This is a genomic window from Micromonospora sp. DT53, from assembly GCF_049841535.1.
In the GTDB taxonomy this organism is placed as follows: domain Bacteria; phylum Actinomycetota; class Actinomycetes; order Mycobacteriales; family Micromonosporaceae; genus Micromonospora.
Genome location: NZ_JBNCKM010000005.1, coordinates 75,334 through 89,077 on the forward strand (window position 1 = coordinate 75,334; position 13,744 = coordinate 89,077).

At 72.2% G+C, this 13,744-nt stretch carries 11 protein-coding genes; 6 read left to right on the forward strand and 5 right to left on the reverse strand.

Annotated elements, in window-relative coordinates; all coding sequences use genetic code 11:
• Positions 1 to 44: 44 nt before the first annotated feature.
• Both ACLQ3B_RS17260 and ftsY read right to left on the reverse strand, forming a co-directional pair.
• Positions 45 to 908 (reverse strand): aminoglycoside phosphotransferase family protein, encoded by an 864-nt coding sequence (locus tag ACLQ3B_RS17260; protein ID WP_196921516.1) that lies wholly within the window; start codon positions 906 to 908, stop codon positions 45 to 47.
• A gap of 6 nt (positions 909 to 914) precedes the next feature.
• Positions 915 to 2,096, reverse strand: a complete 1,182-nt coding sequence (ftsY, locus tag ACLQ3B_RS17265; RefSeq protein WP_425781769.1) for a signal recognition particle-docking protein FtsY — start codon at positions 2,094 to 2,096, stop codon at positions 915 to 917.
• 182 nt (positions 2,097 to 2,278) lie between these two features.
• Here ftsY and ACLQ3B_RS17270 point away from each other — a divergent pair, with 182 nt between their 5' ends.
• The 5 genes from ACLQ3B_RS17270 (at position 2,279) to ACLQ3B_RS17290 (ending at position 7,324) form a co-directional block, all read left to right on the forward strand.
• Complete coding sequence (locus tag ACLQ3B_RS17270; protein ID WP_425781770.1) at positions 2,279 to 4,006, forward strand: alkaline phosphatase D family protein; 1,728 nt, start codon at positions 2,279 to 2,281, stop codon at positions 4,004 to 4,006.
• A gap of 10 nt (positions 4,007 to 4,016) precedes the next feature.
• Positions 4,017 to 4,457 carry a MarR family winged helix-turn-helix transcriptional regulator gene (locus ACLQ3B_RS17275; protein WP_238661343.1) on the forward strand — a complete coding sequence of 147 codons (441 nt, stop codon included), beginning with the start codon at positions 4,017 to 4,019 and terminating at the stop codon, positions 4,455 to 4,457.
• 147 nt (positions 4,458 to 4,604) lie between these two features.
• Positions 4,605 to 6,224, forward strand: a complete 1,620-nt coding sequence (locus ACLQ3B_RS17280; protein WP_425781771.1) for an MDR family MFS transporter — start codon at positions 4,605 to 4,607, stop codon at positions 6,222 to 6,224.
• 9 nt (positions 6,225 to 6,233) lie between these two features.
• Positions 6,234 to 6,728, forward strand: a complete 495-nt coding sequence (locus ACLQ3B_RS17285) for a universal stress protein (protein ID WP_425781772.1) — start codon at positions 6,234 to 6,236, stop codon at positions 6,726 to 6,728.
• Positions 6,729 to 6,793: 65 nt separating this feature from the next.
• Entirely contained in the window at positions 6,794 to 7,324 is a 531-nt protein-coding gene (locus ACLQ3B_RS17290) for a DinB family protein (RefSeq protein WP_425781773.1), read from the forward strand.
• Positions 7,325 to 7,331: 7 nt separating this feature from the next.
• Here the strand turns inward: ACLQ3B_RS17290 and ACLQ3B_RS17295 are convergent, their stop codons facing one another.
• The 3 genes from ACLQ3B_RS17295 to ACLQ3B_RS17305 form a co-directional block, all read right to left on the reverse strand.
• Positions 7,332 to 7,952 (reverse strand): HAD family hydrolase, encoded by a 621-nt coding sequence (locus tag ACLQ3B_RS17295; RefSeq protein ID WP_425781774.1) that lies wholly within the window; start codon positions 7,950 to 7,952, stop codon positions 7,332 to 7,334.
• Complete coding sequence (gene smc, locus ACLQ3B_RS17300; protein WP_425781775.1) at positions 7,952 to 11,566, reverse strand: chromosome segregation protein SMC; 3,615 nt, start codon at positions 11,564 to 11,566, stop codon at positions 7,952 to 7,954. Before smc ends, ACLQ3B_RS17295 begins: the two co-directional genes overlap by 1 nt.
• Before the next feature lie 349 nt (positions 11,567 to 11,915).
• A complete protein-coding gene (locus tag ACLQ3B_RS17305; RefSeq protein ID WP_030487463.1) occupies positions 11,916 to 12,110 on the reverse strand; it encodes a hypothetical protein in 195 nt (64 codons plus the stop codon).
• Positions 12,111 to 12,482: 372 nt separating this feature from the next.
• Between ACLQ3B_RS17305 and ACLQ3B_RS17310 the strand changes: the two genes are divergently transcribed.
• A complete protein-coding gene (locus tag ACLQ3B_RS17310; protein ID WP_425781776.1) occupies positions 12,483 to 13,655 on the forward strand; it encodes a CAP domain-containing protein in 1,173 nt (390 codons plus the stop codon).
• Positions 13,656 to 13,744: the final 89 nt, after the last annotated feature.

Here is a 13,744-nt window from a genome sequence, read left to right on the forward strand (position 1 = left end):
CCTGTGCGTTTGACGGGCCCGGCCGAGCATCGACCGACCGGCGCTCAGCGGAGGGCATTCTCCAGAGCGTGCCGTTCGTAGTCGAGCAGCCGCAGATCGCGCATCGGCCGGCGCAGGTGGCCCTTGTGCACGATCCGGACGAACGCCGGCTCACCGGCGGCGGCCATCCGGCGGATCCCCTCGACGTGGTCCACGATCCGTTTACGGATGGTCCGGATCAGCCGGTGCCGGTCCCGGGGGATCAGCCCGTACGCGTCGGCGAAGAGCCGGAGGCGGCGCGGCCGGTCCGGGTGCTTCCAGCCGAGCGTGATCGAGTCGCGGTCCGCGAAGATCGGCACCCAGGTCCAGGCCGCGTACGCCACGTCGTAGATCCGCGCCCCGGGCGAGGCGAGGTCGAAGTCGATCAGCCCGAGGGTGCCGTCCGGACGCCAGATCACGTTGTGCGGCGCGGCGTCGTGGTGGCAGATCACCTCGGTGTCCGGTGGTGGAGGCCCGAACGAGCGCCAGACCGCCGACTGCGGAGGGGTGAAGCCGTACTGCGCGTCGTGGAACATCCGCAGCATGGTGGCGACGGTGACCAGGGCCTCGTCGGTCACCCAGTGCGGGGCGAGCGGATATTCTCCGCACTCCCCCTCCAGGTACGACAGCACCTCACGGTTGCGCTCGTCCATGCCGAGCGCCCGGGGTGCGCCGGTGAACCCCACGTACTCCAGGTGGCGCAGCAGCGCGTGCACGGACGGGGTCCACGGTCCGGCGTTGCGCCGGACGGTGTCACCCACGCGGACAACTGTGCTCACGTTGCCGCCGTGCAGCGGGATCTCCTGCGAAGTCACGTACGGTCTCCCGAGGCGCTGCGAAGGATGGCCGGGGTCGCGCCAGCCCGCGTACGCGCGATCGTCAGTGGTCACCCGAGACTACGCGTCCCGGCCGGTGGCCTCGGTCCCCAGCAACGCGTCGACGAACTGCGCCGGGTCGAACGGGGCCAGGTCGTCCTTGCCTTCGCCGAGGCCGACCAGCTTCACGGGGATGCCGAGCTTGCGCTGCACGGCGATCACGATGCCGCCCTTGGCGGTGCCGTCGAGCTTGGTCAGCACCACACCTGTCACGTTGACCACGTCGGTGAAGACCCGGGCCTGCTCCAGGCCGTTCTGCCCGGTGGTGGCGTCCAGGATGAGCAGTGTCTCGTCGATCGGGCCCTGCTTCTCCACCACGCGCTTGACCTTGCCCAGCTCGTCCATCAGGCCGACCTTGTTCTGCAGGCGGCCGGCGGTGTCGATGAGCACGGTGTCCACGCCGGTGTCGATGCCGCGCTTGACGGCGTCGAAGGCGACGCTGGCCGGGTCGGCGGCCTCGGGCCCCCGGACGGTTTCCGCGCCGACGCGCGAGCCCCAGGTTTCCAGCTGGTCGGCCGCGGCGGCCCGGAAGGTGTCCGCCGCGCCGAGCAGCACGCTGCGACCGTCGGCCACCAGCACCCGGGCGATCTTGCCGCAGGTGGTGGTCTTGCCGGCGCCGTTGACGCCGACGACCAGGACCACCGCCGGCACGCCGTCCTTGGGGGCGGTGCGCAACGAGCGGTCCAGGCTCGGGTCGAGCGCGTTGACCAGCTCGGCGGCGAGCAGTGCCCGCAGCTCGGAGGCCGAACGGGTGCCGAGCACCCTGGTGCGCTCGCGGAGCCGGTCGACGATGTCGCGGGTGGCGTCGACGCCGACGTCGGCGGTGATCAGGCTGTCCTCGATCTCCTCCCAGACGTCCTCGTCGAGGTGGTCACGGGCGAGCAGACCGAGCAGACCCTTGCCGAACACGCTCTGTGAGCGGGACAGCCGCGAACGGAGCCGGACCAGCCGCCCGGCGGTCGGCTCGGGGACCTCCACCTGCGGTTCGAGCACCGGCGGCGGCTCGACCAGGACGCCCGTGGACAGATCGGACTCCGGTGCCTCGACCGGCGGGCCGGCGAGATCCTCCTCGGCCCTGGTGTCGACCTCGGTGCGCGGCAGCGGGGGCTCAGGCCGCCGCCGCAATCGCGGCACGACCAGCCCGACTGTGCCGGCGATCAGCACACCGAGCAGGACCAGAGCGAGGACGAGATATTCGGCCATGCCGGAATCCTGTCAGATGCGGGCGGCGGCGTCCCAGCCACCGCACCCCGAGCGGTGCCCGGAGTGTCAGCCACCGCACCCCGAGCGGTGCTTCGAGTCTCAGCCACCGCACCCAGAGCGGTGCCCGGAGTCTCAGCCACCGCACCCGGCCGGGGCCGGGCACCGGCGGTAGGCTCGGCCGCATGCCCGCCGCACACCTCCTCATCGGCCCACTTCTGCGGCGGGTGGTGGACACCCGGGCGACGATCTGGGTGGAGACGGCGGCGCCCGCCGTGGTCACCGTCCGCACCGCAGGCGGCGCCACCGGCACCGCGCCCACCTTCTCGGCGTACGACCACCACTACGCCCTCGTCGTGGTGGAGGGGCTCACTCCGGACAGCGAGACCACCTACGAGGTGCTTGTCGACGACGAGGTCGTCTGGCCGGTGCCGAGCAGCGGGTTCCCGCCGAGCGTGATCCGCACCCGGGCCGCCGACGATCGGGACCAGCCGGTCAATCTGATCTTCGGCTCGTGCCGGGAGACCACCCAGCACGCCACCACCCGCAAGTTGCCACCTGACGCGCTCGACGCGTACGCCCGGCGGTTGATGGCCGACCCCGAGTCGAATCCGCTGCCCGACCTGCTGGTGCTGCTCGGTGACCAGGTCTACGCCGACGTCACCTCACCCACCGTGCGCCGGTTGCTGCGTCGACGGCGGCGGCGGCCGAAGGGCGCCCCGGCCGACCAGGTGGTGAGCTTCGACGAGTACACCAAGCTCTACCTGGAGTCCTGGCGTGATCCGGAGATCCGCTGGCTGCTCTCCACCGTGCCGAGCGTGATGATCTTCGACGATCACGAGATCATCGACGACTGGAACACCTCGGCGGCGTGGCGAGCCGAGGTGCGCGAGCAGCCATGGTGGCAGGAGCGCATCGGTAGTGGGCTCGCCTCGTACTGGGTCTACCAGCACCTGGGCAACCTCTCTCCCGACGAGATCGTCGCCGATCCGGTCTTCGCGAAGGTCGCCGCCGCCGAGGACGCCACGAGCGTGCTGCGCGAGTTCGGCCACCGGGTCGACCAGGAGTCCGATCTGGCGCACGACACCGAGCGCTGGCGCGCGGTGCAGTACCAGTGGAGCTACGCACTGGATCTGGGCCGGACCCGACTGGTCATGCTGGACAACAGGTGCAGCCGGGTGCTCGAGTCCAACAGCCGGGCGATGCTGCCGCCGGGCGAGTGGGCCTGGTTCCTCGACCAGGCGCACGGGGTCTACGACCACCTGGTGGTGGGTGCCTCGCTGCCCTGGCTGCTGCCGCAGGGCATCCACCACATCGAGGCGTGGAACGAGAAACTGGCGGACTCGCGCCGACCGTGGGTGGCGCGCGGGGCGGAGAAGCTGCGCCGCGCCCTGGACCTGGAGCACTGGGCGGCGTTCCGGCGGTCCTTCGAGGCGCTCGCCGAGACGTTCGCCCGCATCGGCACCGGCACACCGCGTCAGTCCGGCGCGCGGATCGGGGCCGGCCCCGCGTACGCCCCGCCGGCGTCGATCAGCGTGCTCTCCGGTGACGTGCACCACTCGTACGTGGCGCGGGCCCGGTTCGCCGACCCGGCGGTGGTCACCCCGGTGCACCAGCTCACGTGTTCGCCGATCCACAACCAGGTGCCAGCGGGTATCCGTCCGCTGATGCGGCTGGGCTGGTCGCCCGGTCCGGCCGGAGCCACCCGGGCGCTGGCCCGTTCGGCGGGCGTACGCCGGCCGGGGGTGCGGTGGCGGAAGCTGGCCGGCCCGTACTTCGGTAACGCGGTCGCCACCCTGACCCATCAGGGGCGCGGGGCCGACGTGGTCATCGAGGGCACCACCAAGGACGGGCACCTACGCCCGGTGATGCGGCGTCGACTCTCCGGTCGCGGCGAGCCGAGCGCGCCGTAGTCTCTACGCCGTGGATGAGCACCTGCCGGAGCCGATCCGGGCGGTCGAGCACGAGTTGACCGCCCTGCTGCGCCGGGGCCGGGCGGTCTCCTGGGAGATCGCCCGGGAGGTGCACCCGAACCTGGAGCCGAACACCTACGGGTTGCTGCTCTGGTTGCGGCGTAGCGGGTCGATCCGGTTGACCGAGTTGGCGGCGCGGCTGGGCGTGGGCAAGGGGACGCTGAGCCGGCAGATCAACGCGTTGGAGGTCCTCGGCCTGGTCCACCGCGACCCCGATCCGAGTGATCGGCGGGCCGCGCAGATCAGCCTCACCGAGGAGGGGCAGCGTCGCTTCGACGTCGCCCGCGCGGCCCGGCTGGGCGAGTTCCTGCGCGCCCTGGACGGCTGGCCGGAGCGGGACGTCGAGGAGTTCGCCCGGCTGCTCGGCCGGTTCAACGACTCCTGGCAGTAGCGCCCGATGCGGGGGGGAATAGGACGCCGGCCGGACAAGTTGTTGCTTCAGGCAACCAAGGCATACGGTTGCCTCAGGCAACTCACAGGCGGCCCGTGCGTACCAGCCCCGCCGTTCCACCTCGACTCCGCTCGGAGGCAACAAACGATGAGCCAGGCGACAGCGCCTCCCCAGGCGACCGCCGTGACCATGACCCACCGGCAGATCCTGGAAGCACTCTCCGGCCTGCTGCTGGGCCTGTTCGTCGCGATCCTCTCCTCCACGGTCATCTCGAACGCGCTGCCGCGGATCATCACCGAACTGCACGGCGGCCAGTCCGCGTACACCTGGGTAGTGACCTCGGCCCTGCTCGCGACCACCGCGACCACCCCCATCTGGGGCAAGCTGGCCGACCTGACCAGCAAGAAGACCCTGGTCCAGCTCGCCCTGGGGATCTACGTGCTGGGCTCGGTGCTGGCCGGCCTCGCCCAGGGCACCGGCGAGCTGATCGCCTGCCGGGTGCTGCAGGGCGTCGGCGCCGGCGGTCTCACCGCCCTGGCCCAGGTGATCATGGCCACGATGATCGCGCCCCGCGAGCGCGGCCGCTACAGCGGCTACCTCGGCGCGGTGATGGCCGTCGGCACCATCGGCGGCCCGCTGATCGGCGGCGTGATCGTGGACACCTCATGGCTCGGCTGGCGCTGGTGCTTCTACGTCGGCGTGCCGTTCGCCATCCTCGCGCTGATCGTGCTCCAGAAGACCCTGCACCTCCCGGTGGTCAAGCGGAAGGCCCAGATCGACTGGTGGGGCGCCACCCTGATCACCGCGGCCGTCTCGGTGCTGCTGATCTGGGTCTCGCTCGCCGGCGACCAGTTCGCCTGGACCTCCTGGCAGACCGCCGTCATGGTCGTCGGCGCGCTGGTCCTCGGTGCCCTGGCGATCCGGGTCGAGACCCGGGCCGCCGAGCCGATGATCCCACCGCGGCTGTTCCGCAACCGCACCATCACCCTCGCCGTCGTCGCCAGCATCGCGGTCGGCGTGGGCATGTTCGGCGCGTCGATCTTCCTGGGCCAGTACTTCCAGATCAGCCGCGGGCAGAGCCCGACCATGTCCGGCCTGATGACCCTGCCGATGATCCTCGGCCTGTTGGTCGCCTCCACGGTCATCGGGCGGGTCATCAGCAAGACCGGCCGCTGGAAGCGGTACCTGGTGATCGGGTCGGCACTGCTCACCATCGGCTTCGCGCTGATGGGCACCCTCCGCGCCGACACCAGCTTCACCCTGCTCAGCGTCTACATGCTGCTGATCGGCGTCGGCCTGGGCATGACCATGCAGAACCTGGTCCTCGCCGTGCAGAACACCGTCGGCCCGCACGAGCTCGGCGCGGCCAGCTCGGTGGTGGCCTTCTTCCGCAGCCTGGGTGGCGCGATCGGCGTCTCCGCCCTCGGCGCGGTGCTCGCCCACAAGGTCAAGGACTACACCGCCGACGGGCTGGCCCAACTCGGTATCCCGGCGTCCAGCTCCGGCAGTGGCGGCACCCTGCCCGACGTGCACACCCTGCCCGGCCCGCTGCGGGCGGTGGTGGAGAGCGCGTACGGCCACGGTGCCGGTGACATCTTCCTGGCCGCCGCCCCGTTCGCGCTGATCGCGCTGATCGCGGTGGCCTTCATCAAGGAGGTGCCGCTGCGCCAGCACAACGGCAACCCGGTTTCCGCCGAGGCCGAGCGGGAATCGACAGTCGCCGCCGGCGCTGGCGCACCCGTGATCCGCACCGGCGAGCAGAGGTGAGGTAGAACCATGGGCGTGGGAGCACCGGACCGCGAGGAGTACGGTCCCCGGACCCGACCGCTGCCCTTCGAGCGCGGCACGGACGGGCCTCGGGTCATCATGGTGGGCATCGACGGCACCCGTACCTCCGAGCGGGCCGGCTCCTACGCCGCGGGCCTGGCCCGTCGGCAGAGCGCCGCCCTGGTGGTGGTCTTCGTCAGCTCGCCGAGCGGGCTGACCGCCCTGGTGCCCGGCATGGATGCCGGCGCCGTCCAGCGCACCCACGACGAGTTGGCCGACGAGCTGCGCCGGGAGTGCCGGCGCGGGGCCGAGCAGTGGGGCATTCCGGTGACCCTGCTGGTGCGGCGCGGCGACGCGTACGGCGAGCTGTGCGCGGCGGCCGACGAGTTCCAGGCCGACATGGTGGTGGTCGGGGCCTCCGAGCAGGCCGGGCACCGCCTGGTCGGCTCGGTCGCCACCCGGCTGGTCCGCGCCGGCCGCTGGCCCGTCGTCGTGGTGCCCTGACGCGCACGGGCCGGCCCGGCGGTAATGCGCTCGCCGATGTCGGTGGGTACCGACAGGATGGCCGGATGACCTGGAGAGCACCCGAGATCGACCGCCAGAACGAGCCCTACGTCGGTGACGAGCGCACCCTGCTGGAGGGCTGGCTCGACTACCACCGGCAGACGTTGCTGCTCAAGTGCGCCGGCCTGACGGCCGAGCAGCTGAAGACGCCCAGCGTGGAGCCCTCCGGGCTGACGCTGCTCGGGCTGGTGCGGCACATGGCCGACGTGGAGCGTTGGTGGTTCCGCATCCGCGCCGCGGGTGAGGACATCACCGGCCTCTTCGACGACGAGGAGGACCCGGACGCCGACCTCAACGCCGTCGCCGGGGCCGACGCGGAGGCCGCCTTCGCCACCTTCACCGCCGAGGTGGAGGCCGCCCGTAAGGCCGCCGCCGGACTGCCGCTGGACCGGACCTTCGTACGGCCCCGCCGGGACGGCACCGGCGACGAGATCAACGTCCGCTGGGTCTACCTGCACATGATCGAGGAGTACGCCCGGCACAACGGGCACGCCGACCTGATCCGCGAGCGCATCGACGGCGTCACCGGCGAGTGACCGGCGCTCAGAAGTCCAGGGCCGCCCGCAGGTAACGCAGGTCGGCGTGGCCGCCCCAGCGGTGCGCCGACAGCCCAGCGGCGCGGGCGCCCCGCACGGCCCAGTCCTCGTCGTCGACGAAGAGGACCCGGGCCGGCGGGGTGGCCAGGGCCACGCACGCGGCCTGGAAGTATTCCGGGGCCGGCTTGTGCACGCCGATCACCGAGGAGTTGACCACCACGTCCAGCTCGCCGACCAGGCCGAGCTCGGCCAGGTCGGCGTCGAGCAGGTCGGTGGCGTTGGTGCCCAGCCCGACCCGGCCACCCGCCGCACGGACCTCCCGGACGAACGCCAGCACCTCCTGGTCGACCTCTCCCCGGTAGCTCTGCCACTGCTCCACCGCGGCGCGGGCCCGTTCCGGGCTGCCCACCGATTCGGTCAGGGCGTCCGCCACGCTGTTCATCCACTCGGCGTGGTTGACCTGCCCGGTGAGCACCGGCTGGAGCCGCCCCCACTGCATCGCGATCTCCCCGAGCACCCCCTCGGAGAGGCCGTACTCCCGCTCGACAACGGCGGCCACCGCCGGGTCCCACCGGCGCAGTACGCCGTCGAAGTCCAGCAGGAGCGCCGTCGCGCGTTCCCGAGCCACTACCCGTTCTCCTCGCCGCGGCCGTGCCGCCTGTCGTCCTCGTCGGCCCGGTTGAGCCGTTGGCTGATCACCTGGGTGACCCCGCTACGCATGGTCACGCCGTAGAGCGCGTCAGCGATCTCCATCGTCCGTTTCTGGTGGGTGATGACGATCAGCTGACTCTTCTCGCGCAACTGCGCCAGCAACAGGATCAGCCGGCCCAGGTTGACGTCGTCCAGGGCCGCCTCCACCTCGTCCATGATGTAGAACGGGCTGGGTCGGGCGCGGAAGATCGCCACCAGCATGGCCACCGCGGTCAGCGACCGCTCGCCACCGGAGAGCAGCGACAGCCGCTTGATCTTCTTGCCCGGCGGTCGGGCCTCCACCTCGACGCCTGTGGTGAGCAGGTCGTCCGGTTCGGTGAGGATCAGCCGCCCCTCGCCGCCGGGGAAGAGCACGGTGAACACCTGCTCGAACTCCCGGGCGGTGTCCTCGAAGGCACTGGCGAAGACCTCCAGGATCCGCTCGTCCACGTCCTTGACCACGGTGAGCAGGTCCCGGCGGGTGGCCTTGAGGTCCTCCAACTGCTCGGAGAGGAACTTGAAACGCTCCTCCAGCGCGGCGAACTCCTCCAACGCGAGCGGGTTGACCTTGCCGAGCAGGGCGAGCTCGCGTTCCGCCTTCGCGGCCCGCTTCTCCTGCACCGGCCGCTCGTAGCGCACCGGCTCGGGCACCGGCAGACCGTCACGTTCGGCCGCCGCGACGTCGACAGGGGTCGGCGGAACGGGCTGAGCCGGGCCGTACTCGGCCACCAGCGTCTCCACGTCCAGGCCGAAGTCCTCGGCGGCCTTCGCCTCCAACTGCTCGATGCGCAGCCGCTGCTCCGCCCGGGCCACCTCGTCGCGATGCACCTGGCTGGTCAGCCGCTCCAACTCCGCGCCGAGCCGCTTGGCTGCCCCGCGTACCTCCTGAAGCTCCGCCTCCCGCGCGGCCCGCTCCAGGGCGACCGCGTCGCGGTGCTCCTCGGCCGTCGCGATCGAGGTGGTCAACCGGGTCAGCGCCTCCCGGGCGCCACCGGCGACGGACCGGGCGATGCCCGCGCCCCGGGCGCGGGCGGCCCGCCGAGCCGCCGCGCGTTCCCGGGCGGCCCGCTCCGCGGTGGCCTGCCGGGTGAGCGAGTCGGCCCGGCCGGCGATCGAGGAGACCCGCTCCTCGGCGGTACGCACGGCGAGCCGGACCTCCATCTCGTTCTGCCGGGACTGCGGCACCATGGCCGCCAACTGGTCCCGTTCCTCGGTGGAGGGCTCGGCGTCGACCGGGGTCTCCTCGGCCAACCGCAGCCGCTCCTCCAACTCGGCGAGGGCGGTGAGGTCCCGTTGCCGGGCGGCCTCGGCGCGGGAGCGGGAGTCGCCGAGCCGGTCGGTCTCGGCCTTCGCGGACCGGGCCGCCGCCCCCAGCTCGGCCAGCCGGCGAGCGGCGGCGTTGCGGTGGCTCTCCGCCTCGCGCTTCTCGGCGGCGGCGTGCTGCACGGCCTCCTTGGCGGCGGCCACCTCGGCGCGCGCCTCGACCAACTGATCACGCAGCTCCAGGCCGGCGCGTTCGGCGGTGAGCCGGTTGGCGCGGGCCTCCTCGACGGCGGCCTGCACCTCGATGTAGCTGGGGGCCTTGGCCGACCCGCCCGCCGCCGCGTACGCCCCGACCACGTCACCGTCGGGGGTGACCGCTCGCAGCTCGGGGTTGCTGGCGACCAGCTCGGCGGCGGCGGCGAGATCATCGACGAGCGCCACGTCCCGCAGGGCCCGGTGCACCGCCGGACGCAGCTCGGCGTTGCACTCCACCAGGTCGGGAGCCCACCGGGCGTCGTCCGGCAGCTTCGGGCGCAGCGCGTCCGCGGAGCCGGTCATGCCGGGCCCCGCCGGGCTGCCCACCAGCAGGCCGGCCCGGCCGGCGTCGGAGATCTTCAGCAGCCGCATCGCCTCGACGGCCTCGTCCACCCCGCTCACGGCGACCGCGTCGGCGAGGCCGCCGAGCGCGGCGGCCAGCGCGGCCTCGTGGCCGGGGGCGACGGTGAGCAGCCCGGCGAGGCTGCCGAGCAGGCCGGGCACGTCCCCGGCGCGGGCGAGCAGCGCTCCCGCGCCGTCCTTGCGGCGCAGCCCCAGGGCGAGCGCCTCCTCGCGGGCCTTCCAGGTGGCGGCGTCCTTCTCCGCCGCCCGCTCGGCGTCGACCAGCGAGCGCACGGTGGCCTGCGCCCGTTCCTGCACGGCGACCGCCTCGTCGTGCCGGGCGTCCAGGTCCGCGTTGTCCCGGTCGGCCTCGGTGGACTGGGCGGCGACCGCGTCCAGATCGGCCTGTGCCTGCTCGGCGCGACCCAGCGCGTCGGCGTGCGCGATCGCGAGGCGTTCGATCTCCTCACCGGCGCTGGTGGTCCTGGCCCGGGCGGAGTTGACCTGCCCGGTGAGCCGGGCCATCCCCTCCCGCCGGTCGGCGATGGCCTTGGCCGCGGCGACCAGTTCGCGCTCGGCGGCGGCCAGCTGCCGCTCCAACTCCTGGCGGTGCTCGACCGCCTCTGCCAACCGGATCTGGTCGTCGGTGAGCGCGCCGCGCAGCTCCTCCTCCTGCTCGCGGACGCGTTCCGCCTCGGCCTCCAGCTGGTCCGGGTCGCGGCCGGGCCGCTCGTCGTCGCCGGTGGCGCTGAGGTGCCGCAGCCGCTCCCGGGCCAACTGCTCGATCGAGCGGAAGCGTTCCTGGAGGGCGGACAGCTTGTACCAGGTGTCCTGGGCGGCGGCCAGCAGCGGCGCGTCCTCCGCGAGGGCGGCCTCCAACTCGCCGAGCCGGCCCTGCACCTCGGCGTGCTCACCCTCGATCTGCTCGCGCCGCTCACGCAGCGCGGTCTCGTCGGCGATCTCCCGGTCGAGGGTGGTCCGCAGGGTGGCCAGGTCGTCGGCGAGCAGGCGCAACCGGGCGTCGCGCAGGTTGGCCTGGATGGCGGCGGCGCGCCGGGCCACCTCGGCCTGCCGCCCCAGCGGCTTGAGCTGACGACGCAGCTCGGCCGTGAGGTCGGTCAGGCGATTGAGGTTCACCTGCATCGCGTCGAGCTTGCGCAGCGCCTTTTCCTTGCGCTTGCGGTGCTTGAGGACGCCGGCCGCCTCCTCGATGAACGCCCGACGGTCCTCCGGCTTGGCGTGCAGCATGCCGTCGAGGCGGCCCTGCCCGACGATGATGTGCATCTCCCGGCCGATGCCGGAGTCGGACAGCAGCTCCTGGATGTCGAGCAACCGGCAGGAGTTGCCGTTGATCTCGTACTCGCTCTCGCCGGAGCGGAACATCCGGCGGGTGATGGAGACCTCGGTGTACTCGATCGGCAGCGCGCCGTCGGTGTTGTCGATGGTGAGGGTGACCTCGGCGCGACCCAGCGGCGCCCGGCCGGCGGTGCCGGCGAAGATGACGTCCTCCATCTTGCCGCCACGAAGCGCCTTGGCGCCCTGCTCGCCGAGGACCCAGGCGATGGCGTCGACGACGTTGGACTTGCCCGAGCCGTTGGGACCCACCACACAGGTGATCCCCGGCTCCAGCTTCAACGTCGTGGCGGAGGCGAAGGACTTGAACCCCTTCACCGTCAGGCTCTTGAGATACACCTACTCGATCCTCGTCCGGTGGCCGCCGTACCGTCGCCGGCTGTGGGGACCTGGGTGAACTCGCAGACTAACCCGGCGGTGCGAGCGGGCCGGCACGCGACCCGCCCCGCGTTCCGTCGACCGTGGGCGCGCTGTTGTTTGGTCGAGCGCCAGAAAGACAAGCGCCTTTCATGATCGGCTTATCCGTCGACGCGCTTTTCGGTAACTGTGCGGCGCGCTTCCCGCACGATCGGCTGCAAGATCATGAATCGTCGGCGACGAAAAGGTGCCGGACAGTGTTACGCGCCGGCACAGAGGTGTCGGCGCGCATTTTTGCGATGGTGCGATTCAGTTTTTAACGACCTGAAGATCAGGTCAGCGCCGGCTCGGCCAGACGGAGCAGATCGTCCGCCTCCGCCGCAGCCGCCGCGAGCCGATCATTGTCGGCACGCAGACGCGTGATCTCGAACTCCAGTGCCTGAACCCTGGAACGCAGTCGGGTGACCTCGTCGAGCAGACGCCGGTCGGGCGCTGCACCTACGTGGCCGTAGAGGGCCTTCGCCATGCTGACTCCTTGATATGCGCTGCCGGAAAGGCCGGCCAACGCGCGCCCATTCATACGCGGCTGTCATTCCAGGCTGTATCTGGGCATGACCGGGCGCGACTGGCGACACCTATATATTGAGCCGCAAACCCCTCCTTCGTCAAGTTCTCGCAGGCCGTAGATCATCTCTACGTCGACCTGTCCACTTGTCGGGGGGGCTGCCGCAAGGCACGGACACTCTCTGTCCGGACGCCTTTACTGTACGCCCGGATCTGCGGAAGTCCGCACCCTGGCGTCCGACTTCCCCTTAACTCTTTCTTAGCCACGTTGCCGCAGGTCGTAGGCGCGCCGTAGCGTCACCCCGGCCCGCAACCAACCCCTGGAGGCATAGGCGTGCACGGCTGGACCGATCCGATGGACCCGAACGGCGCCCCCCGGCGCGCCGGGGGACCGACCGACGAGCCGGCCTGGCTGCACGACCGCCCGGAGCCCCGCTCGGCCTATCTCTTCGGCGACGAGCCCGGTCAGCCGGGCGACGAGTGGCACCGGGAGCAGCCCTCCGGCGGCCGGCAACCGGACCCGGCGAGCCCCGCCGAGCCGGCCGACGCCCACACCGCCGCCTGGCCGGCGCACCAGCCGGAGGGCGAGACCGGCGGCTGGGGCGACAGCCGCCCGGCACAGGACACCACCGGCGGCCGGCGCGCCGAGACGCCAGGTGGCTGGCACACCGACACCGACCCGGAGACCACCGACGGCTGGCGGGGCGCCGCCGAGACCGGCCGGCCCGGCGAGGGACGGCACCGCTCCCCACGCCGCTGGCGCCGGCCGCTGATGATCGGGGGCGCCGCCGCGGCCGCCACCCTCGTGGTGAGCTTCGGCGTCGGCGCGCTCACCCTGCCCGGCGGTGACGACGGCGCCGCCCAACCGGCGGCCGTCGACGACTCCTTCGCCGCGTCGGCCGCGCCGACCGAGGAGCCGGCGCTGGACACCCTCGCCGCGCCCTCCCCGTCCACCGTCCCCAGCCCGGCGTCTCCGAGCCCGTCGCCCAGCAAGGTCGTCAAGCCCACGCCGGCGACGTCGCGGAGCACCGCCGCGTCGCGCCGCAGCGTCGAGCGCAGCACCGCGCCCAGCAACACCGGCAGCTCCACCGGCTCCAATGGCTCCAGCGGTTCCAGCGGCTCCGTCAGCGCCCAGGCCCGCGAGGTGGTGGACCTGGTCAACGCCGAGCGGGCCAAGGCCGGCTGCAAGGCGCTGAGCATCGACGACAAGCTGATGACGGCCGCCCAGCGGCACAGCCAGGACCAGGCCGACAACCAGAACATGTCCCACACCGGCAGCGACGGCAGCAACGCCGGCACCCGACTGGACCGGGTCGGCTACGCCTGGCGCACGTACGGCGAGAACGTGGCCTGGAACCAGAAGACCCCGGCCGCGGTGATGGACGCCTGGATGAACAGCTCCGGCCACAAGGCCAACATCCTGAACTGCGCGTTCACCGAGATCGGCGTCGGCATCGCCAGCAGCAACGGGCCGTACTGGACGCAGGTCTTCGCGGCGCCGCGCTGACCGCGCGTCGTTCCCGCCCCCGCGCTCGTTTGACCCGGTGAGGTACGTCGGGCCGGAGCGTGGGGGCCGCGTACCGGTGCGGACGGCGA

What these genes read in the sequence shown, in the direction of transcription:
- ftsY (WP_425781769.1), bottom strand. Translation starts at nt 2,096, where the DNA reads ATGGCCGAATATCTCGTCCTCGCTCTGGTCCTGCTCGGTGTGCTGATC.
- ACLQ3B_RS17270 (WP_425781770.1), top strand. Translation starts at nt 2,279, where the DNA reads ATGCCCGCCGCACACCTCCTCATCGGCCCACTTCTGCGGCGGGTGGTG.
- ACLQ3B_RS17280 (WP_425781771.1), top strand. Translation starts at nt 4,605, where the DNA reads ATGAGCCAGGCGACAGCGCCTCCCCAGGCGACCGCCGTGACCATGACC.
- ACLQ3B_RS17285 (WP_425781772.1), top strand. Translation starts at nt 6,234, where the DNA reads ATGGGCGTGGGAGCACCGGACCGCGAGGAGTACGGTCCCCGGACCCGA.
- ACLQ3B_RS17290 (WP_425781773.1), top strand. Translation starts at nt 6,794, where the DNA reads ATGACCTGGAGAGCACCCGAGATCGACCGCCAGAACGAGCCCTACGTC.
- ACLQ3B_RS17305 (WP_030487463.1), bottom strand. Translation starts at nt 12,110, where the DNA reads ATGGCGAAGGCCCTCTACGGCCACGTAGGTGCAGCGCCCGACCGGCGT.